23 protein-coding genes are annotated in these 18,205 nt (G+C 61.0%); 18 read left to right on the forward strand and 5 right to left on the reverse strand.

Translation table 11 applies throughout. The annotated features are described in order from the left end of the window. Positions 1-4: 4 nt before the first annotated feature. Positions 5-193 (reverse strand): hypothetical protein, encoded by a 189-nt coding sequence (locus ACE4RL_RS04745; protein ID WP_375599373.1) that lies wholly within the window; start codon positions 191-193, stop codon positions 5-7. Positions 194-283: 90 nt separating this feature from the next. On the opposite strand from ACE4RL_RS04745, the gene ACE4RL_RS04750 reads away from it, so the two are divergent. Genes ACE4RL_RS04750 through ACE4RL_RS04760 form a run of 3 tightly spaced genes read left to right on the forward strand, consistent with a single transcriptional unit; the run spans position 284 to position 1,003 of the window. Further along, entirely contained in the window at positions 284-469 is a 186-nt protein-coding gene (locus ACE4RL_RS04750) for a hypothetical protein (RefSeq protein WP_375599374.1), read from the forward strand. 20 nt (positions 470-489) lie between these two features. Beyond that, positions 490-732 carry a hypothetical protein gene (locus tag ACE4RL_RS04755; protein ID WP_375599375.1) on the forward strand — a complete coding sequence of 81 codons (243 nt, stop codon included), beginning with the start codon at positions 490-492 and terminating at the stop codon, positions 730-732. After that, on the forward strand, positions 704-1,003 hold the full coding sequence (locus tag ACE4RL_RS04760) for a DUF4031 domain-containing protein (RefSeq protein ID WP_375599376.1): 300 nt from the start codon (positions 704-706) through the stop codon (positions 1,001-1,003). Before ACE4RL_RS04755 ends, ACE4RL_RS04760 begins: the two co-directional genes overlap by 29 nt. A gap of 139 nt (positions 1,004-1,142) precedes the next feature. Here the strand turns inward: ACE4RL_RS04760 and ACE4RL_RS04765 are convergent, their stop codons facing one another. Then, positions 1,143-2,006 carry a tyrosine-type recombinase/integrase gene (locus ACE4RL_RS04765; protein WP_375599377.1) on the reverse strand — a complete coding sequence of 288 codons (864 nt, stop codon included), beginning with the start codon at positions 2,004-2,006 and terminating at the stop codon, positions 1,143-1,145. 168 nt (positions 2,007-2,174) lie between these two features. On the opposite strand from ACE4RL_RS04765, the gene ACE4RL_RS04770 reads away from it, so the two are divergent. The 8 genes from ACE4RL_RS04770 to ACE4RL_RS04805 all read left to right on the forward strand — a co-directional run bounded on the left by ACE4RL_RS04770 (position 2,175) and on the right by ACE4RL_RS04805 (position 9,787). Next, complete coding sequence (locus ACE4RL_RS04770; protein WP_375599378.1) at positions 2,175-2,579, forward strand: hypothetical protein; 405 nt, start codon at positions 2,175-2,177, stop codon at positions 2,577-2,579. Then, positions 2,576-2,923, forward strand: coding sequence for a hypothetical protein (locus ACE4RL_RS04775; protein ID WP_375599379.1), 348 nt, complete (start codon positions 2,576-2,578; stop codon positions 2,921-2,923). The genes ACE4RL_RS04770 and ACE4RL_RS04775 overlap by 4 nt, the downstream gene beginning before the upstream one ends. 148 nt (positions 2,924-3,071) lie before the next feature. Further along, on the forward strand, positions 3,072-4,943 hold the full coding sequence (locus ACE4RL_RS04780; RefSeq protein ID WP_375599380.1) for a phage tail length tape measure family protein: 1,872 nt from the start codon (positions 3,072-3,074) through the stop codon (positions 4,941-4,943). A 3-nt stretch (positions 4,944-4,946) separates the two neighbouring features. Further along, positions 4,947-5,630: a hypothetical protein gene (locus ACE4RL_RS04785; protein WP_375599381.1), complete on the forward strand. Its 684-nt coding sequence runs from the start codon at positions 4,947-4,949 to the stop codon at positions 5,628-5,630. Then, a complete protein-coding gene (locus ACE4RL_RS04790) occupies positions 5,630-6,220 on the forward strand; it encodes a hypothetical protein (RefSeq protein WP_375599382.1) in 591 nt (196 codons plus the stop codon). Before ACE4RL_RS04785 ends, ACE4RL_RS04790 begins: the two co-directional genes overlap by 1 nt. After that, positions 6,220-6,645, forward strand: coding sequence for a hypothetical protein (locus ACE4RL_RS04795; RefSeq protein WP_375599383.1), 426 nt, complete (start codon positions 6,220-6,222; stop codon positions 6,643-6,645). Before ACE4RL_RS04790 ends, ACE4RL_RS04795 begins: the two co-directional genes overlap by 1 nt. A gap of 1 nt (position 6,646) precedes the next feature. Continuing rightward, positions 6,647-8,389, forward strand: a complete 1,743-nt coding sequence (locus ACE4RL_RS04800) for a hypothetical protein (protein WP_375599384.1) — start codon at positions 6,647-6,649, stop codon at positions 8,387-8,389. Between the two features lie 39 nt (positions 8,390-8,428). Next, positions 8,429-9,787, forward strand: a complete 1,359-nt coding sequence (locus ACE4RL_RS04805) for a hypothetical protein (RefSeq protein WP_375599385.1) — start codon at positions 8,429-8,431, stop codon at positions 9,785-9,787. On the opposite strand, the gene ACE4RL_RS04810 is transcribed toward ACE4RL_RS04805, so the two are convergent. Next, positions 9,784-9,996, reverse strand: coding sequence for a hypothetical protein (locus tag ACE4RL_RS04810; protein WP_375599386.1), 213 nt, complete (start codon positions 9,994-9,996; stop codon positions 9,784-9,786). The two genes, ACE4RL_RS04805 and ACE4RL_RS04810, sit on opposite strands and share 4 nt — an antisense overlap. Positions 9,997-10,223: 227 nt before the next feature. Here ACE4RL_RS04810 and ACE4RL_RS04815 point away from each other — a divergent pair, with 227 nt between their 5' ends. The 6 genes from ACE4RL_RS04815 (at position 10,224) to ACE4RL_RS04840 (ending at position 15,671) form a co-directional block, all read left to right on the forward strand. Beyond that, entirely contained in the window at positions 10,224-12,164 is a 1,941-nt protein-coding gene (locus ACE4RL_RS04815) for a hypothetical protein (protein ID WP_375599387.1), read from the forward strand. Positions 12,165-12,554: 390 nt separating this feature from the next. Beyond that, positions 12,555-13,526, forward strand: a complete 972-nt coding sequence (locus ACE4RL_RS04820; RefSeq protein WP_375599388.1) for an N-acetylmuramidase domain-containing protein — start codon at positions 12,555-12,557, stop codon at positions 13,524-13,526. A 10-nt stretch (positions 13,527-13,536) separates the two neighbouring features. After that, entirely contained in the window at positions 13,537-13,758 is a 222-nt protein-coding gene (locus ACE4RL_RS04825) for a hypothetical protein (protein WP_375599389.1), read from the forward strand. Then, positions 13,758-14,111 (forward strand): hypothetical protein, encoded by a 354-nt coding sequence (locus tag ACE4RL_RS04830; RefSeq protein ID WP_375599390.1) that lies wholly within the window; start codon positions 13,758-13,760, stop codon positions 14,109-14,111. The genes ACE4RL_RS04825 and ACE4RL_RS04830 overlap by 1 nt, the downstream gene beginning before the upstream one ends. Positions 14,112-14,169: 58 nt before the next feature. Beyond that, entirely contained in the window at positions 14,170-14,523 is a 354-nt protein-coding gene (locus ACE4RL_RS04835; RefSeq protein ID WP_375599391.1) for a hypothetical protein, read from the forward strand. A gap of 734 nt (positions 14,524-15,257) precedes the next feature. After that, positions 15,258-15,671 carry a hypothetical protein gene (locus ACE4RL_RS04840; protein WP_375599392.1) on the forward strand — a complete coding sequence of 138 codons (414 nt, stop codon included), beginning with the start codon at positions 15,258-15,260 and terminating at the stop codon, positions 15,669-15,671. Positions 15,672-16,039: 368 nt separating this feature from the next. Here the strand turns inward: ACE4RL_RS04840 and ACE4RL_RS04845 are convergent, their stop codons facing one another. Then, positions 16,040-17,434 (reverse strand): L-serine ammonia-lyase, encoded by a 1,395-nt coding sequence (locus tag ACE4RL_RS04845; protein ID WP_375599393.1) that lies wholly within the window; start codon positions 17,432-17,434, stop codon positions 16,040-16,042. A 6-nt stretch (positions 17,435-17,440) separates the two neighbouring features. Next, entirely contained in the window at positions 17,441-17,578 is a 138-nt protein-coding gene (locus tag ACE4RL_RS04850; protein ID WP_375599394.1) for a hypothetical protein, read from the reverse strand. On the opposite strand from ACE4RL_RS04850, the gene ACE4RL_RS04855 reads away from it, so the two are divergent. Further along, positions 17,577-18,164, forward strand: a complete 588-nt coding sequence (locus tag ACE4RL_RS04855) for an alpha/beta hydrolase (protein WP_375599395.1) — start codon at positions 17,577-17,579, stop codon at positions 18,162-18,164. The two genes, ACE4RL_RS04850 and ACE4RL_RS04855, sit on opposite strands and share 2 nt — an antisense overlap. Positions 18,165-18,205: the final 41 nt, after the last annotated feature.

Here is an 18,205-nt window from a genome sequence, read left to right on the forward strand (position 1 = left end):
CCGTTTATTCGCCCCCTTTCGACTTCTTGGCTTCAAGTTCCTTGGTGTGCTCGACGGCATCGAGCAGCTGATCAACGGCCTTGCGAATGAATGCGGCGCGGCCCTTCTCGCCAACGATCTTGTCCATGCGGTTCAAGGCTTCTGCCGACAAACTGGTGTGGATGCGGATCATGTAGAGGGGTGGCCGGCCCATTGCTCGCTCCTGGTGTGGAGCGGCGATTATAGCATCTGGCGGTAAACGAGCCGTCGCGGTATAAATGGGGATGTTTATAGGAGGCCGACGATGGGCTACGAGACGGATTGGACTGATGTCGAAAAGGGCTCGCCCGACTGCGATTGCCCGGCCAAATGCGGTTCAGCAGACATTGAGGTTCGAGAGTGGGAAAGCTCGGACGGCGGCCACACCGACTATCATTACCGCTGCAAGGGTTGCGGCAAAGACTGGTGGGCCGAAGGCGCTGATGCCTAGCTCGAAACTGGGAGACCAAATTGACGAACATCGAACAGGAAGCTCAGACGGCAAAGATCATGGTAGAAGAGGCGGGCAAGAAGGCCTTCGTTCTCATTGCCGAAATCGACGGTGATAGTGCTTCCATGACGCGCGCCATCAGCGAAGGCACGACGAAGCGTGAGGCCAAGGCATGGATTGGCGCCCTCAACCGGGAACGTGAGCGGGTCGCCAAGTTGATTGGTGTCGATCCGGATGAAGTCGAAACCGAAAGCGTCAATTGACGTGACTGTCTATGTCGACGACATGCGGGCGGCTTATGGGCGCATGAAGATGTGCCACATGATCGCGGACAGCACCGATGAACTGTTGGCAATGGCCGACACCATCGGCGTTAACCGCGAGTGGCTGCAGAAGCCTGGTCATTGGCAGGAGCACTTCGACATCGCACTGAGCAAGCGCGCCCTGGCCGTCAACGCCGGTGCCGTTGAAGTATCAATGATGGATCTCGGGCGCATCCTTAGGCGGCGCAAGCCAGCACGCGCGACGGCATAAACCGCCCATAGCGACTGCAACACAAGTGTGCGTCAGGCATCCTGACGCTTTGCCCCCGGGTCAAAGAGCCCCGGGGGCATTTGCACAACGAGTTCGAAATTGCATATCGCGGGAAAAGGCCCCGCTTTTGTTGCGTACCCTACAGCTCTACCGAGAACTGGAAGGCGTTGAACCGGTCCGCCACCAGGCGCCCGGCATTCTTGGAATGCACATAGGTCTCGATGAACACCGATGAGCTTTTCCAGCCGCCGGCGTCCATGGCGGTGCGCACGTCCATGCCGAAGCCGATGGCGTTGGTGGCGAAGCTGTGGCGGCCGCAGGCGTGGCTGGACTTGTAGGGAATATCGGCGCGACGGCAGACGGCGGCGATCCGGTCGTTGACGCCGAAGCGCGAGGCGTAGCGGAATACCGGCTCGCCGGGCTGAGCGGTCTCCTTGAGATCGTGCAGCCGGGCGACCAGTTCATCGGTCAGGTGGCGCACCGAATTGGTGTCGGTCTTGGTCCGCAGCAGCACCGCCTTGCGGGCGATGAGGTCGACCTCGGACCATTCGAGCCGGATGGCCTCGGAGATCCGGGCACCGGTGTGCGACATGAACACGACCAGGGCGGCGAGATGGGGCAGCCCGTCGCGCTCGCACTGGCGACAGAACACATGCAGCCAGGCCTGGCTGGCCGGGTACTTGCGCCGGCGCCGCTCTTCCTTGAAGCGGCGCAGGCGGATCAGCGGGCACCAGCCGCGCTCATAGGCATGGATCATCACCGCGCGGGCCGGGGTGATGCCCTGGCGGTTGCGGGTGGCGCCGGTCTGGGTCGGGAACAGCGCCTTGACCATCTCATAGATGGCAAATGGCGTGATCTCGTTGATCGGGATGTCGCCCAGGTGCTCGATGATCCTGGGCAGATAGCGGCGTTCGCCGCCATTGCGCAGGTAACTGTCGGCGGCGTCGGCAAAGGTCTGCCCATTGCGGGCGGCGGTAGAAAATGAAATGACGGCATTAGCCATCTCGAACCTCGTTCCGTTCGGGTTGGTCAGGATGGCCGGCGGTGTTAGCGCACCCCGGCCATTCGCTGTTTTAGGGCAGGTGCAACCGGCCCCAAAACGCTGCCGCCAAACAGGATTAACGGGCCCCGCTTCTGCGGGGTTTTTCTTTGACCTGAAAGGGGTTCACACATGACCACTTATCTCGGCAATTCCGGCGTCTTAAAAGTGGGTGCCGGCCCGACTGCCGTTGCCGAATTGACCGGCTTCACCATTACGGAAACGTCGGGCACTGTTGAGGACACGGCCCAAGGCGATACGGCCCAAACCCACAAACCCAACGGTCTTCCGACCTGGACTGGATCCATGCGCGGGCACTATTTCCCCGAGGACACCAACGGCCAGGCCGTGCTGGTCGCTGGTGCGGAGCTGGGCTTTGAGGGTTCGCCCACGGGCACGGCCAATGGGCGGCAAAAGCTCACGGGGACGATCATCGTGACCAGCATAGAAATTGGCAGCGACAATGGCGCCGTTGTGCCGTTTACCTGTCAGTTCCAGGGCACGGGCGCACTGGCCCGCGGGACGCATTCGGCATGAACCCGCTGCAGACCGCGATTGTCGCGCATGCGCAGCCGGAGCTGCGCCGGCGCATCGAGGTGCCGGAATGGTCGCTCGATGGCGGCCAGACGCCGCTCTCGATCTACTACACCATGGTCACGCTCGAAGAGCAGCACCAGGCCAATGATCTCGCCAAATCCGGCGCGCTCAACAAGATCGCCCCATACATCGTCGTCATGAAGGCGCGGGACGAAAAGGGCGAGAAGCTGTTCAAGATGGGTGACGCCCAATGGCTGCGCGACAATGCGGCGCCGGATGTGCTGCAGCGCATTGTGGTCAGCATGCTGGGGCGCATCAGCATTGAGGAAGCGCGGGGAAACTAGAGGCCGATCCCCAGCTGTTCAATGTGTTCTGGCTGGCGGATCGGCTCCACAAGACACCCAAAGAGATCCGCGAGGGGTTTACCCTCGCCGATTATGACCACTGGCTTGCCTACTTGCAGTTGAAATCGGAAATCGAGGCGCGGCGAAAATGAACCCGCAAATGGCATTGGCGATCACCGCCAAGAACCAGACCAAGCCCGCCTTCGACCAGGTGGTGGCTGACGCCAATCAGGTCGGCACGGCCCTGCAGGCGTCTGGAGCCCGCGCTGCTGCGACCATGAACGCCACGGCCTTTGCCACCGGCAATGTCGCCGCGCAGCTCAACGATATCGGCGTGATGATGGCTTCAGGGCAGTCGCCGCTGATCCTCGCCATCCAGCAGGGTACGCAACTCAACCAGATCTTCTCCGGCTTGAGCGGTCCCCAGGTCCTGGGGGCGCTCAAGACGGCGTTTCTGAGCCTGATCAATCCGATTTCGCTGGTGACCATCGGCACGATCGCCGCCGGCGCCGCGCTGTTCCAATATGTGACCAGCCTCAATACTGATGGCAGGGAATCGACCGAGGTTATCAAGGAACAGAACGACCTGATCCGGCGGGTGGCGGAGAACTGGGGTGATGCGGTCCCCAGCCTCAAGGCCTATGTCGACGAGCTGGACCGGGCGGCGGAGACCGACGAACTGCGGAAGGCAACGGATATTGCCGTGGGGCAGGAATACGCGCCCCTGCTGGCAAAGCTTGGGGAGTTCCGGGCTGGCCTGGCGGCAGCGCGTATCGATATTCAGGCCATGGGCGGGGACGCTCAGGAGATCGATATCCTGCAAGCAGCCTTCGACGATCTGGCGAGCGAGGTGGAGAACAATTCGGCCACCGCCGCGGACCTCGAGCGATTCCTGGAAGTGCTCGCGAACACGACTGGCTCGCAAACCGTGCCGACCATGATCGACCTGGCGGCGGTTTTGAACGGTGTTGCGGGGCAGCTGGCCTTCGCGGCGCGCAATGCCGACCAGTTCCGCCGCGACCTGGCGAACCTCAATGGCGCGAGGATCCGTGCCAATGCCCAGGAGGCGTTCAACCTTCGGGAGTTTGTCGCCGAGCAGGAGCGGCTGAACGGTCTCACCAGCGAGCAGCTCGATCTCGAACGCGAAATGGAGCGGGTGAGCGGGGATGCCAAGTCGGCTGGCGTTGTCCTCTCCGAGCAGCAGTTGCTCGATCTGGCCACGCAGCGACTATTGGCTGAAGAAAAGCGCGCGGCCATCCGCGAGGCAGAGCGATCTGGCGGCCGGGCCGCTGAAGACGCGCTCAAGGAGCGCGACGCCGTTGCCGAGCTGATCGCCGAGCTCGAGCACGAGCAGCGGATGATCGGCATGAGCAATGTCGAAAAGGAAGTCGCCAATGCCCTGCGCCAGGCGGGCGCGGCGGCGACCGAGGAAGAGCGCCTGCGTATTGAGGAGCTGATCGTGGCGATCGACGAGCAGGAGCGGGCGCAGAAGGCCCTTACGCAGAGTTTCGAGGATTATGGGCGCATCGGCAAATCCGCCACGCGCGGTATCGTCGATATTTTGCGAGATGGCAAAGCCGAGGCGCACGAGTGGGCCGATCTCTTCGGTCGCATCGGCGATATGTTCATCGACCTCGCCATCAATGGAGCGTTCAGCCTATTCGGCGGCGGCATGGGGCGCGGCGGGTTCCTGGGGGGGCTGTTCGGTTTCTCGCGTGGCGGTGGCGGTATCGTTGGCGGGCAGGGCTCCTACACGCCCGGCGCGGCCGATGACACGCTCTTCGTCGCCAAGGCTCAGAAGGGGGAGCCCTTCGCCTTTGGGCAGGCGGCTGTTGACGGGCTGGGGTCTGGCGGCGGTGCGGGCGGAGAGATCCTGGTTCACGCAGTGGTACGCGTGGAAAATGGAAACCTGGTGCCTCTGGTGACGGAAGTATCCGGACGGGTGGCTGGTCAGCAGATCAAGGCCAACAATCGGATGCTGCCGAACCTGATTGCCGACTATCAGATGCGCGAGGGCTGAAAGATGGCAGCTTCTGCTATGGACTGGCCCTGGTTCTTTCCGCGATCGGCCATGTTCCTTCCCGAGAACGCCAGTGGTACTGGCGGCGCAAACCTAGTCGGCGGTGAAATGATAGTCGCTCGGCCCGGCCGCTGGCGCGCATCTGTGGCAGGGCCAGTGGTTTGCGAAGAGACCGTGCTGGCATGGCGCGCATTTGTCGGAGCGATGGATGGTCGAGCCGGCACAGTCCTGGTTCCAAAATGGGAACAGAGAGGTATCCGAGATGCGGATGGCCGGGAGCTTGGCCAGATACCCATGGCGAACTATGGCAACGGGGGGCTCAATTTTGACCTGAGCGGGTTTGGCCAGTCCGATATCGAACACGCTACGCTGGCGGCAGACGTTGCAGCTCAGTCGACGCGCATCTCGCTGTCACTGGCGGTGGGTCAGCTGGGGCCGAGGCCCGGCAACTATATTGGCATCGGACAACGCCTCCACCTGGTTACCGCGGCATGGGATGATGTCGAGGATCCCGTTCTCAACCTGCAAATCACTCCCTGGCTGCGCGAGGACGCCACAGCAGGCGGCCGCGTCATTCTTGATCGTCCGGTGTGTCTGATGCGTTTCGCCAACACCATGACTGGGGAACTGGAGCTGGACATGGGGCGCTTTGGTTCCGGCCGGCTCGAATTTGTCGAGGCGATCTGATGGGCTTCTTTCCAGAGACCATTGCCGCCAAGCTGGCGGGCCGCACTGTTGCGGCCTCTTTGCTGGTTCATATGGATTTTCGCGAGACACCGCGCCGTTTCTGGTTCGGGTTCGGTGATCTAGAGGCTGGCGGTTACACTTGGCAGGGCACAGGTGAACTGATCCAGGTCGAGGGGCTGGAAAGTCCCATCGGAACGGTGGCGCCGAAGGCAACCTTCTCGCTGTCGGGCATTGATGCCGGTATCGTCACGTTGGCACGGCAAGCATCAGATCGGGTCAAGGACAGGCGGGCAACAGTCTACATCCAGTTCTTCGACGTCACGCCAGATGACGCTTCGGTGCAGCCGTGGAGCCTTCTGGACGATCCTTTTGCCATCTCCTCGTGGCTGATGGACCAGATGACCTATTCCGCGCAGGGGCCATCTCTTCGTTCAATCTCGCTGACAGCGGAGAGCCTCTGGACCAACCGGCGGCGGCCAGCTTCGGGGTTGCTGACAGACCGGGATCAGAACAAGCGCTTTCCTAGCGACCGCGGCCTAGAACAGGTTGTCGACCTGATCTCCAAGACCATTCGCTGGCCGGTGTACTGATGATCCGCCCTGCAACAACCGCTGACATTCCGGCCATCGTCGGAATGGTTGAACGGCTGCACGCATCAATCGGCTCGCCTTTGCCGATGGACGCGCACGTATCGGCACGGTTCCTGACCATGCTGATTGCGGCCCCAAGGCTTGGCTGGGTCAGGGTTTGGGACGCGGGGCAGGGACCATCTGGCTTTCTTGCTGCCTCGATCACTACAGCGTCGATTTCCATGCTGCCCATAGCGGCAGAACATGGCTGGTGGGCCGAAGGCGGGGGCGGGCTTCGCTTGCTTCGCGCCTATCTCGACTGGGCAAAAGAGCAAGGGTGCTTTGCCGCCCGCATGTCCACGCCGCCGCACAATGACCGCGCCGCTGAAATCCTTGAGCGCAGCGGTTTCCTTCTGGCCGAACAAGCCTGGGTGAAGGTTCTCTAGAATGGCAATTTTCTCAACGCTGACAACCTGGGTCGCTATCGGCCTGGGCAATCTCGGCTTGTCTATTTCGGCTTCTCTGGCCGTTGCTGGTGCCGTCACGAACCTTGCCATCGGCGTAGCGCTTCTGGGTGTGAAAGCTTTGGTCAGTGGCGGCAATCGCCCAACCCTTTCGACGCCGCAGGCTCAGGCAACGATCAACCAATCAACCGGTCCGCGCATTCGTGGCTATGGCCGCGCAAAGCTGGGGGGCACACGAGCGTTCTGGGATAGCGCAAGCGGCATCCTCTACCAGGTCATCATGGCCCATAGCGGCAAGATCGATGCCTTCGAGCAGTTCTATGTCGGGGATATAGCTGTCGAGCGAAACCCCTCGGACGGTATGGTCACGACGGCGCCGCTAAATGGCTATGTCCAGATCAATGAGCAGGATGGCAGCGACGATCAGTTGAGCCACGGCGGCATGATGACCGCGTGGCCCGATGTCTGGACCGAAGACCATCGGCTTCGCGGCATCGCCAACTGGTTCGTGCGCTTCTACTCGCCGCCGGCCGACGCCTTCCAGTCGATCTTCCCGGATGGCTACAACACTCCGGTACGGTGCGTTTGTCGGCTCTCCCGTGTCTGGGATCCGCGCGACGAAGCGCAAGACCCGGATGACGAGAGCACTTGGCTCTGGAGCGACAATGCCGCACTCTGCATTCTCGACTATTTGACCCATCCGGACGGCTACAATCGAAGCCGGGCCGATATCGACATCAACAGCTTCATTGCCTTTGCCGATGTCTGTGATGAGCCCGTGCCACTGGCAGCAGGGGGCACTGAGCAGCGTTATCGTCTCTGGGGTGTCTATAGCCTCACGGATGACCCGCAGGACGTTCTGGCAAAGATGCGAGCCACCTGTGACGCCGAATTCTACCAGACCCCAGGCGGGCAGATCGCCATTCGCGGCGGCAAGTGGGAAGCGCCGACCGTCACCATTCGCAGTGACATGGTGCTGAGCCATTCCATGGAGCAGGGCAACAATCGCTTCGCCGCTTTCAACGAACTCAAGATCATCCATACCTCACCCGACCACGACTATCAGTCGATGGAACTGACGGCATGGGAGAACCTGACGGACCAGGCAGAGCGTGGCGTGCTGTCATCCACGCTCAACCTCGACATGGTGCCGTCTGCCACCCAGGCGCGGCGCCTGGCCAAAATCCACACCGCCAAGGCCAACCCGGAATGGAAGGGCACCATTGTAACCGATTTGGGCGGCCTCGATGCCCTAGGTGAGCGGACCATTCGCAACGTACTGCCAGAGTTGGAAATCGATGATGCGTTCTTCGTAGCCGGTTTCGAGCTTCGTCCTGACCTGACGGCCGTGGAACTTGGCGTGATGTCGATCAGCGAAGCCGCCTATCTCTGGTCCACAGCCGAGGAATCTGCACAGCCGCCCGTTCCTCAGGACACCAGGCCAGACCTGACGTTCCCTGTCCCGGAAAACCTGACCCTGACCAAGGACAGCAATGTCATCACCGCCGAGGTGGATGCGCCGGAGCGCACCGACCTCCAATTGCAGGTGCAATACCGGGCCGGTGCCGGGTCTGTCTGGCAGGAGATGGATGTCGAGCCGGGCGCCCTTACCGGTTTCACCCCGGAACTGCCCAATGGCGACTACCAGGCTCGGGCCCGATGGCGCGGTCCGCTTGAGACGGCGGGGGACTGGACCAGCCCCCTCGCTGAGATAACCCTTCCATGATGTTGCCCGCTCCGAGCGGGCTTTTTGTTGAGGCACACAATGGCCGCTGAAGATGATGTCAACCGCGAACTGCGGGAGTTCAAGCGCTATACTGGCGACGGCTTGCCTGGGGAGCCCAGCAATGCACCCTTGCCGGTTGGCGACCCATCCAGCGGCGTTCATAACCCGAAGAAGTCGGGGCTGCGGGCAATGCTGCTGTCGGTGCTCAATCGGGCGCAGCAAATCCTTGATGATGCAGTGGCGATGATTGTCCCGGACGATGGTGTGTCCACCATCAAGATTCAGGATGGTGCTGTTACCGAGCCGAAGCTTGCTGCTGGCGCCGCCACTCTCGCGAAGATCGGAGATGATGCGAAGGCGGACTTCCGGCTGGTTGATCCGAATGGCCCGCGAGACACTGGTGTGTGGGCGGCTGCTCAGGACTTCCTCGTTGAAGGCACAAGCTGGGCGATGGGCGGGTTCCGCCGCAAGGGGAAATACGTCCTTGACCGTGCGAGGGTATTCCCGAGCGCGGCGTTTCAGAACTACATGAACATGACGGACGACCTGTCACACGGCATGACCTCGCCCACTACCGAAAACTGGTATGGGGCCTTTGCCGTCGCAAACGATGGTGATGCAAACGCCAGCTTTGAACTGTCGCCCTTTCTCCGCGCACGATCCGTTGCAGGTGGCGTGATAACGCTGGGCAAATGTGGCGAGCTGGCTGATGCGCTGGGGACGCTTCCTGCCGCGACCTATAGCTGGGCGGACGACGCGCTTGTCGGAACGGAAGTTCTGGTGATCACCGAGATGTTCTCGGCGCAATCATGGACGATGCGGGTGGCCACCGTCACCGCGAATACAGCGACTACCATCACACTGGACACGATAGGCAATGTGGCTGCCGGGAGTCTGTTGCTCTTGGCTCCGTCTGGCTGGGACTACTATCGGTATTGCACGTCCTTCTATTACGACACGGCCGAAATTCGGAACATGTTCGATGGCGGCGGCGGCCCCGTTCGATGCCGGATGGCCGGCACTAACGTGGTTTATGCCCACGGGAACGATGGCTCAAACTCTACCTACCTTGACGGTCCAGTGGCAACCGCTGCCAAGAAGCTCACGTTCACCGGGTTCGTGTCGCCGCTGGCAACGGGCATCTATATCCAGTCTTCGTTCTTGCTTGGGTCATCCAGCACGGGCCTTCGTGCTCAGCTTTACTATGACATGGATGGTGGCATCCACACCCCTGAACTGCATGACTTTGTGAAAGATGGGGCAGACCAAGTGTCACCAACGGAGAGCTTCTTCCTCACATTTAAGGGGGATCAGTTCTGCTTCCCGTCAACAGGGGGGGCAAGTCAGGCACTAATTGCCCGAGTAAATATTAATGTGTCGGGTTGGTGGGAGCCTTAACACGCTACCAGCCCCTCCGAGGCGAGGATTTCCCCAAGTTCGCCAGATGGCAAATGGACCTTTGCAATTGGCACCGACATTACCTGGCCAACAAATTCAAGCTGGTAGCCGCCGCTGTTGATGAGTTCGGACACTCTCTCGGCGGTCCCTGCTTCGTGGCGGCATCCATAGACGCCAGATAGATAGACCAACGCTGTGCCGTCAAACATTGCATCCGTCCCGCGAAGGCAATTAAAGCCAGAAGATGCTGCGCAGGGCGGTAGCGGTATGGATGCTGGAGTTTCTGCTGAGCTTGGGCCTCCAGTCATTGCCAGGCCGGAGATAGCCATAATCATAAAGCACTGTGAAACTCGCACTGCGGCCTCCTGAATGAATACCCTTGAATATCCCATCGACGGTTGTATGGGAACAGACGGATAGTCGGCGGAGGTTTCAAATGCGGTGGTGGAAATTTGTGATCGCGCCTCTAATGGTTGCCGCCATGGCTGTGGCGGCATGGCCGATCATTGCACCGGCCGGCCCTATGTTCCACGGCACACCGCCAGATCCGGCTCATCCTTCCATTGTCCTCGGCCTGGTCAAGTCTGTGGTAAAGCCCGCGGAGCATCTATCCCTCACCTACCCTGAAGCTGCGGTGCAGACAGCAGACGGTCGGCTTTTTGTTGCCAACACGCTGGGTTTCTCAGTCGAAGCGATTGACGGTGAGGTGGCAACAAGCATTCTCACATCACGCGACAATGGGACTGCTCGCCCCAGCATCTATAATGATCTGCGGCTAGCTCCTGACGGCACACTAGCCGTGCTGGATGCCGGCGCTGCGGAGATACTTTTCATCGATCTTGATACTTACGATATTGTGCGCGCCATCGCAGGTCCGGCGCCAGACGCCGGCGTAGGGGGCAGTGTATTTTACTACATGAGTTCCATCGATTTTGCCGGAGAGAACGTGTTGGTAACAGCGGCGCAGACTCAACCGAACGGCCAAGCGCAGAATGTGCAGATAGGTCGGAGTTCGGTCTTCGAGTGGGACGGCGCGGAATGGGTGGAACTGATATCTGCGAAGGAAGCGATTGATGATGATCGTGAAGGGTTTCGCGATGCTGTCTACGCGAACGATGGATCATTCGTCGCCCACATAGCCAACCAACTAGTTCAAGTGGAGAATCATAAGGTCGTGGGTCGCATCGAGATACCAGGAGGGCATGGTGGTGGGGCGCTGCAGATGGAAAATGGCGATTGGCTGGTTGGGTCCTCTACGCGCTTAATTCGTGTAGCTGATGACTTTTCCACTTACGAGGAGATCGTCCTCAACGCCTCCATCTTCAACCTAGGGCACATTTCTAGAGCGGTCGATGGCGGATTGGTTATTACCGATACCGACCGGCAGGCTGTCTTCGTGCAGGATGGGTCGGACGAGGCCAATGTCACAGTTTATGGCAATGCCACTGCTTCTCACAAGTATGTGTCATTGGCGGTCCGCGACGGGAAACTGCTTCTCTTGGACAACGCAACTCCGCGCATTCTTGAATACGACCCAGCGACGGGAGAGACGCATCTCGTGGCGGGGACGGGTCGGCAGGGCTATGACGCACCAAAGTCCGCAAAGGAGTTCAATTTCTATGTGCCGAGCGCTATGGCGGTGTCGGAAGCCGGAGACGTCGTCGTCACAGAGTCTAACTATCGTGTCGCTCGTGTCAGTAACGGGCATGTATCGATTGTCGCTGGGGACATTCACGCGGGGCGCCCGGTGGACGGGGCTCAGGCGTCCACTTCCCTGTTTGGTGGCCTTCGTGGTGTTGACTATGACAAACTGGGGCGACTTCTGCTCGTGGATCAAGGAAACCACACCGTTTGGGCAATAGATCAGGATGATGAGCTGCACCTGATAATGGGCACTGGAGAGAAAGGTGAGTGGACGGAGGATCGCTCCGCAAATACTTCGGCTCTAAACTGGCCAAGTGGGGTGCTTGCTCGAGAAGATGGATCCATCTTGATCGCGGACTCCTACAATAACACGGTTGCTCATGTGGGGTCTGACGGCGTTGTCAATTGCTTTGCCGGAAGAATGAAGGGAACCGTGTATCAAGGGTTTGGGGGCTACTCCGGTGATGGGAGCGCGGCCTGTGAGGCGGAACTTAACACGCCTCGGCAGTTAACCCAGGACGCATCCGGTAATGTGTATATTGTCGATGAGTTCAATAATGCTATCCGCAAGGTCACGCCCGAGGGCATTATTTCGACCTTTGCGGGTGGGCGCTTTGGCTATTCTGAAGACGGATCAGCAATGAACCTCCCGCAAGACGCTGCCGTTCTTGGCGATCACCTCTACGTCGCAGACACTGGCAACAGCATAGTCTGGGCATTCCCACTGGAGTAGCGTCGTCCCACGCAACGGGTCAATGCTGTGGCAGAATGCTACGGACTGCGTAATAGAGACGGTCACCAACAGTGGGCGGCAGCTCAAGATACTCCCGGCCCAGTCGGGTCAGCTGGTAAAATTGAAACGTTCCAGCCGCCCCGTCATCGCTGCGCCGAAGATACCCGGCCTCGTGCGCCGTTTCAGCCATCGGCCCGAGAGGGCATTCAACGCTCTCTGGCCATGAATACACGCCCTCAGCGTGGACAGCTTCAAGAACCTGCCGGATCGACTTCACTTTCCGCTCCTATGCGGTTGAGCCGGTATTCGTAGTCCGCATACAGAGCTCTCGCAAGGGCGGTCCATCTGGGCCGCCTCTTTCTTTTCCAACACATCGATAGGACGTGAACCATGAACTTCGTGGGGACTGGACGCCGCCTGGCACAGGGCGACGTCGGCGATGCTGCGCGCGTACTCGGCATTGAAACGGCCGTGCTGCTGGCCTTCCTTGAGGTCGAGGCAGCGGGCAGGGGCTTCGACAGCAAGAACCGGCCCAAGATGCTGTTCGAGCCACATGTGTTCTGGCGCAACCTCACCGGTGCGCTGCGTGACCAGGCGGCGCGCGTAGGCCTGGCCTATGCCAAGTGGAAGCGCAACTATCCCGCCGACAGCTATCCCCGGCTGGAGAAGGCCATCGGGATTGCTCGTGAGCCGGGCTTTCGCTCTGCCTCTTACGGCCTGCCCCAGATCCTCGGCGAGAACCACATGGCCGCCGGCTTCGCATCGGCCGAGGCCATGTTCTCTACTATGAAGCAGGGGGAGCGCGAACAGCTCCTGGCCATGGTGACGCTGCTGAAGTCGTGGGGCCTGGCTGCAAAACTCAGGGGCAAGGACTTCACCGATCCGGAAAGCTGGCGCCCGGCGGCGAAGGCCTACAATGGGTCGAGCTATGCCACCCACGGCTATCACACCAAACTGGCGGCCGCCTTCGTGAAGCACGCCAAGGGCATCGATGCGGACACCGGCAAGGCTCTGCCGCGCAAGTCCGTCGTGCCTGTCGGCGCCGTCATTCTCGAAGCCGGCATGAAGGGCGAGGCGGTCCGGGTGCTCCAGGCCGATCTGCAGGCTCTTGGCTTCGTCTTCAAGAGTGGCATCGATGGGCGGTTCGGCGCCGAGACCGAAGCCAATGTCCGACTGTTTCAGGCTGGCCACGGCCTGACCATCGACGGCAAGGCGGGACCCAAGACAATGCGGGCCATTGCCGAAGTTCTGGCGGCCAAGGGCGGCAATGAAGCGCCTGAGGCTCCCAAGGCAGCGGAACGGCGCGTGCATCCGCTCCTGGCCCTTCTGCTGGCCATCATCAACGCAATCTTCAAACGATAGGAGGTCCATCATGGGACCGTATATTCGCATTGCACTCCGGTATCTGGCCGGGGTGCTGGTTGGTGCTGGGGTGTTCACGCCGGAGCTGGCCGACCAGTTGGCCACTGACCCCGACGTCATCCAGATCATCACCGAGGCGGTCAACTGGGGCATGGTGGTCGGTGGCGCGGCAATCGCCGGCATCACCGAACGGGTCTATGCCTGGGCCAAGGCTAAAGGGTGGGCCACATAATGTGGGCCGCGATCATCAACTTCTTGACAGGCAATGTGGTGCAGCGAGCTTTCGACGTGATCGACAAGAAGATCGACGCCGAAAGCGACCGGGAACGCCTCAAGGCAGATGTGGTGAAGACCTGGCTGCAGAATCGGGTCGCCATGCCGTGGTATGTCGACTTCTGCTTTATCGGCCCGCTGGCGCTCTGGTGGGGCGCGATATGTGTCTACAACATCCTTTGGCATCAGGGCGGTCCATTCCCGCAGGAATGGGACATTGCGGCCTTGCCGGCGCCCCTCGATGAGTGGGCGGGCTGGATCATACTCTCGCGCTTCGGCGTCGGCGTCGTGCAGAGCTTCGTGCGGCGCTGATCATCACAGGCGGCCCGCGTCTCCGCCCCTCTCCACCTCCACATCATCAGGGCAGACTATGACGGAAACGAACTCCGAACGGGCCATCGGAAGGCTCGAAGGCAAACTCGATGCGCTCATCAAGACCGTCGAGCAGCAGGGCCAGCAATCAACCGAAGGCCGGGCGAAAATCTATGAGCGGCTGGAGAAGGTTGACAGAGACACACAGCAATTGACCGGCCGGATGGAGGCTGTCGAGGGCACCGTCACTCGGATGGGCCCGGTCTTCACGCGCGTCGGAAGTCTGCTGGAGCGATCCAAAGGCGCGTTGTGGGTGCTGGCCATATTTTGGCTCTTCATGGGCGGCCTGATCCTGGAGGCGATCAAATGGGTGGGGCAGGTGGCCGCCAAGGCATTTATGGGTGGACCGTGATTTGACCCCCGGCCGGGTTTCGATATTCCATCCGGCCATGATCAGCTACGACACCATCGGCAGTCTCATAGAGGGCGGGTTTTCAGTCTCCGCCCATTGCCATGGCTATGGGTGCCACCATCACTCGCGTCTCGACCTCCCGTCATTGGCTGAGCGTCTCGGCTCCGACTTTGTAACGGTTGGCAACCCAAACCCGCTGGTGAGGCTTCTCCGGTGCCAAGCGTGTGGGGGCAAAGACCTGGGCATCATCCTGCAGCCGGTCACTGGTTATACCGACGGTCCGCCCACTGCAGTGCTGACGATGGCCAAGCCTTCTGATGATCGTCCGCATGTGAAGGGCAGGAGGGCCCGGAGAAAAGTCAGGCTATAGCGAGTCTTTGTGCCCCCAACTAAGCGGCGAGAACGAATGTGGGGGTGCGATTGTTGCGCGCTCCCGCAACCAAAGAACCCCAGTAACTCATCCGAGTTGCTGGGGTTTTCCTTTTGTGGTTTTGCGGTGTGTGCGGTTTCGGCCCGGGTGCCGGAAAATGGCCGGCTGTTGGCGACCTGGAGCCAGGGTCCCGCTGAAAAGCTGTCATTGCTAGTAGTTGGGTTGCGTAATACACTTCTGGCGTGGTGTCTGGCTAAGCTTGCTCTCAGCAGCAGACATCCACCTCTGCTGGGAGAAATCTGGCCTGCGTAGTGCATTCTCTACACCCAACGACAACACGTCATCCCAAGGGAGGGAATTAGAGATGGTTACCAAGAGCATTGCCGGTATTGTGTTGGCTGGAGCACTTTTATCATCCAGTGCCTACGCAGACGGTCACGGCGGATTGCCGGATCAAAGCGTCTTGCCCTCAGATGTCGTGAAGATCAGCGATGTCGTTCCCACGATGGGAGAGCATTGGGCCAACCCTGCAAATCTGCCGCTCGGGCCAATTTACTGCGTGCACGAGGGCAAGGTTGTGTGCATCGAGTACATGATGTCGCAAGAGGACTTCATGAACGGGACATCATGGACGGAGCTCTCCGGCCTGACTGACCTCCCCTCGATAAATCATGTTGATCTGACGTTCGAAGCCGAAGGGCACGAGGGGTACGAAATTCCCCACTACGACCTGCACATCTACTTCATCTCTCCGGAAGAGAAAAAGCAGATCAAATAGGGTCCAGGGCGTTCTGCGCGCCAAGGCCTCGGATGCCAAAAGCGGAACCGTCCATAGCTGACGGTTTCCGAAGCAGCCACTATGCCGCTACTGAGACTGCAGGGCCAGGGTTGCCGCACGCGCACCCAGAAAACCCCAGCAATTCAACGAGTTGCTTGGGGCGCGCCTGTCGCTGCTCGATGCGCTGATCGGGGCGGGCGGGTAGATGGTCGGCGCGGTGAAAGCAGGCTGTGTGCCGTGCAAATGCTTGAGGCGTAAAGCTCGGCTATCGCGGCACGCTGTTCGGCGACGAGGAAAAAGCGGGGCCAAGATGTGTGCCTGCACGTGGCGGCCGGGCGAGGGACACGATATGTGGTCCGAACCAGGCGTCAGCACGCCACGACATTGACGGCGAGGCCGCCCAGGCTGGTTTCCTTGTATTTCTCGCTCATGTCCTGACCGGTCTGACGCATGGTTTCAACGCAGGCGTCGAGCGGCACGGCGTGGGTGCCATCGCCCTTCAGGGCCAGCGAGGCGGCCGTTACCGCCTTGACGGCGCCGAAGGCATTGCGCTCGATGCAGGGGATCTGCACGAGGCCGCCCACCGGGTCGCAGGTCATGCCCAGATGGTGTTCAAGAGCGATTTCGGCGGCGTTTTCCACCTGCTCGGGCGTGCCGCCCATGATGGCGCAGAGGCCCGCGGCGGCCATGGCGGACGCGGAACCGACTTCACCCTGACAGCCAACCTCGGCGCCTGAGATCGAGGCGCGGTGCTTGATGATGCCGCCAATGGCGGCGGCGGTGAGCAGGAAATCGCGAATGGCGGCGTCGCCGGTGCCGGCGTTGAACTGGGTGGCATAGCGCAGCACGGCCGGGATCACGCCGGCAGCGCCATTGGTGGGCGCGGTGACGACCCGGCCTCCGGCGGCGTTTTCCTCATTGACCGCCATGGCAAAAACGCTGAGCCAGTCATTGGCCATGAGCGGATCGACTTCGTTGCGCTGCCATTTGTCCTTGAGCTGGTCGTGAATGGCAGCGGCGCGGCGCTTGACCCGGAGGCCACCGGGCAGTTCGCCGCGCTGGTCGAGACCGCGATCAATGCAGCCGGACATGACCGACCAGACCTGATCGAGCTGCCGGTCGAGCGTGGTGCGGGAGAGCCGGGCCTCCTCATTGGCGCGTTTCATGGCGGCGATGGACAGGCCCGAGCGCTTGGCCATGTCCAGCATTTCGGACGCATCGGCAAAGGGCCAGGGCACGTCCGCCTCGGCGGGCGAGGCGCTGCGCACGGCTTCGAGCTCTTCAGCGGTGACCACGAAACCGCCACCGATGGAATAATAGACGCGGCGCAAGAGGCGCTGGCCATCGCTGTCAAAGGCGCTGAACTGCAGGCCATTGGGATGGCCCGGCAATGGCGTCTGCTTGTCGAGCACCAGATCGACGGCGGGGCGGAAGCGATAGGCGGGGTGACCCGGCGGGGTGACGCGGCCGGTTTCGCGGATTTCGGCGATGATGGAGTTCATGGCGTCGGGGTCGACCGTCTTGGGGTCTTCGCCGGCCAGGCCCAGGATGACGGCGCGGTCGCTGCCGTGGCCGATACCGGTAAAGGCCAGCGAGCCGTGCAGACTCGCGGTTATGGCGGCAGGGCGGGCGCGCGCGGCGCGCGGCCAGTTGCCCGCGGCAAGATCGTCAAGGAAGCGGCGCGCGGCGGTCATCGGCCCCATGGTGTGGGAACTGGAGGGGCCGATACCGATTTTGAAGACGTCGAAAACTGACAAAAACATGGCCCATCATAGCCCGATCAAGGCGGCGCGCAATTGGGCTGAACCCGCGATTGTTTCGGATTGATCAACAGTGCGTGGTCCGGCCGGCGCATTGCCCTTGAAGCTGAAAGCCTCAATATCGGGAACGAAAAGGAGTCCTGCCATGTCCAGCTATCAGTTTCGCGCCGATCCCGCCGCAGATGAAACGGCACCGGTGATCTTCCTGTTTCATGGGACGGGTGGCGACGAGAACCAGTTTTTCGAACTGGCGGGGCAATTGCTGCCCGGCGTCAGGCGTGTCGCGCCTCGCGGCGATGTCAGCGAGCAGGGGGCGCTGCGCTATTTCCGGCGCACTGGAGAGGGCGTCTATGACATGGAGGATCTGGCCCGGCGTACCGCGGCGATGGCCCAGTTCGTGCGGGAACAGGCGGGGGCGTCGTCGCAGGTCATTGGCCTCGGGTATTCCAACGGCGCCAATATTTTGGCCTCGGTGCAGTTTTCCGCGCCGGAGCTGTTCGACAAGGCGGTCTTGATGCATCCGTTGATCCCGTTTGCGCCGCCGCCAGCGAATTTCGCGGGTCGAGAGGTATTAATTACGGCGGGGCGGCGCGACCCGATTGCCCCGGCGGGGGCGACGCAGCAATTGGCGGACTACTTCGAAGCCAATGGCGCTGAAACCAAGCTGGCCTGGCACGAGGGCGGGCATGAACTGCGGCAGGATGAGCTGACGGCAATCCAGGCTTTCCTCTGAATTCGTCGCCGGCTTGCCAAAACGTTAACAGCTTCTTGAGG

The sequence above is a fragment of the Devosia polycyclovorans genome, from assembly GCF_042181575.1.
GTDB classification, from domain to species: Bacteria; Pseudomonadota; Alphaproteobacteria; order Rhizobiales; family Devosiaceae; genus Devosia; species Devosia polycyclovorans.

Excerpts from the sequence above, each read along its gene's own strand:
- ACE4RL_RS04765 (WP_375599377.1), bottom strand. The coding sequence starts at position 2,006 with ATGGCTAATGCCGTCATTTCATTTTCTACCGCCGCCCGCAATGGGCAG.
- ACE4RL_RS04830 (WP_375599390.1), top strand. The coding sequence starts at position 13,758 with ATGTGGGCCGCGATCATCAACTTCTTGACAGGCAATGTGGTGCAGCGA.
- ACE4RL_RS04850 (WP_375599394.1), bottom strand. The coding sequence starts at position 17,578 with ATGGCAGGACTCCTTTTCGTTCCCGATATTGAGGCTTTCAGCTTCAAG.
- ACE4RL_RS04790 (WP_375599382.1), top strand. The coding sequence starts at position 5,630 with ATGGGCTTCTTTCCAGAGACCATTGCCGCCAAGCTGGCGGGCCGCACT.
- ACE4RL_RS04815 (WP_375599387.1), top strand. The coding sequence starts at position 10,224 with ATGCGGTGGTGGAAATTTGTGATCGCGCCTCTAATGGTTGCCGCCATG.
- ACE4RL_RS04785 (WP_375599381.1), top strand. The coding sequence starts at position 4,947 with ATGGCAGCTTCTGCTATGGACTGGCCCTGGTTCTTTCCGCGATCGGCC.
- ACE4RL_RS04780 (WP_375599380.1), top strand. The coding sequence starts at position 3,072 with ATGAACCCGCAAATGGCATTGGCGATCACCGCCAAGAACCAGACCAAG.
- ACE4RL_RS04840 (WP_375599392.1), top strand. The coding sequence starts at position 15,258 with ATGGTTACCAAGAGCATTGCCGGTATTGTGTTGGCTGGAGCACTTTTA.
- ACE4RL_RS04795 (WP_375599383.1), top strand. The coding sequence starts at position 6,220 with ATGATCCGCCCTGCAACAACCGCTGACATTCCGGCCATCGTCGGAATG.
- ACE4RL_RS04820 (WP_375599388.1), top strand. The coding sequence starts at position 12,555 with ATGAACTTCGTGGGGACTGGACGCCGCCTGGCACAGGGCGACGTCGGC.
- ACE4RL_RS04855 (WP_375599395.1), top strand. The coding sequence starts at position 17,577 with ATGTCCAGCTATCAGTTTCGCGCCGATCCCGCCGCAGATGAAACGGCA.
- ACE4RL_RS04770 (WP_375599378.1), top strand. The coding sequence starts at position 2,175 with ATGACCACTTATCTCGGCAATTCCGGCGTCTTAAAAGTGGGTGCCGGC.
- ACE4RL_RS04750 (WP_375599374.1), top strand. The coding sequence starts at position 284 with ATGGGCTACGAGACGGATTGGACTGATGTCGAAAAGGGCTCGCCCGAC.
- ACE4RL_RS04760 (WP_375599376.1), top strand. The coding sequence starts at position 704 with ATGAAGTCGAAACCGAAAGCGTCAATTGACGTGACTGTCTATGTCGAC.
- ACE4RL_RS04825 (WP_375599389.1), top strand. The coding sequence starts at position 13,537 with ATGGGACCGTATATTCGCATTGCACTCCGGTATCTGGCCGGGGTGCTG.
- ACE4RL_RS04845 (WP_375599393.1), bottom strand. The coding sequence starts at position 17,434 with ATGTTTTTGTCAGTTTTCGACGTCTTCAAAATCGGTATCGGCCCCTCC.
- ACE4RL_RS04745 (WP_375599373.1), bottom strand. The coding sequence starts at position 193 with ATGGGCCGGCCACCCCTCTACATGATCCGCATCCACACCAGTTTGTCG.
- ACE4RL_RS04775 (WP_375599379.1), top strand. The coding sequence starts at position 2,576 with ATGAACCCGCTGCAGACCGCGATTGTCGCGCATGCGCAGCCGGAGCTG.
- ACE4RL_RS04800 (WP_375599384.1), top strand. The coding sequence starts at position 6,647 with ATGGCAATTTTCTCAACGCTGACAACCTGGGTCGCTATCGGCCTGGGC.
- ACE4RL_RS04810 (WP_375599386.1), bottom strand. The coding sequence starts at position 9,996 with ATGTTTGACGGCACAGCGTTGGTCTATCTATCTGGCGTCTATGGATGC.
- ACE4RL_RS04805 (WP_375599385.1), top strand. The coding sequence starts at position 8,429 with ATGGCCGCTGAAGATGATGTCAACCGCGAACTGCGGGAGTTCAAGCGC.
- ACE4RL_RS04835 (WP_375599391.1), top strand. The coding sequence starts at position 14,170 with ATGACGGAAACGAACTCCGAACGGGCCATCGGAAGGCTCGAAGGCAAA.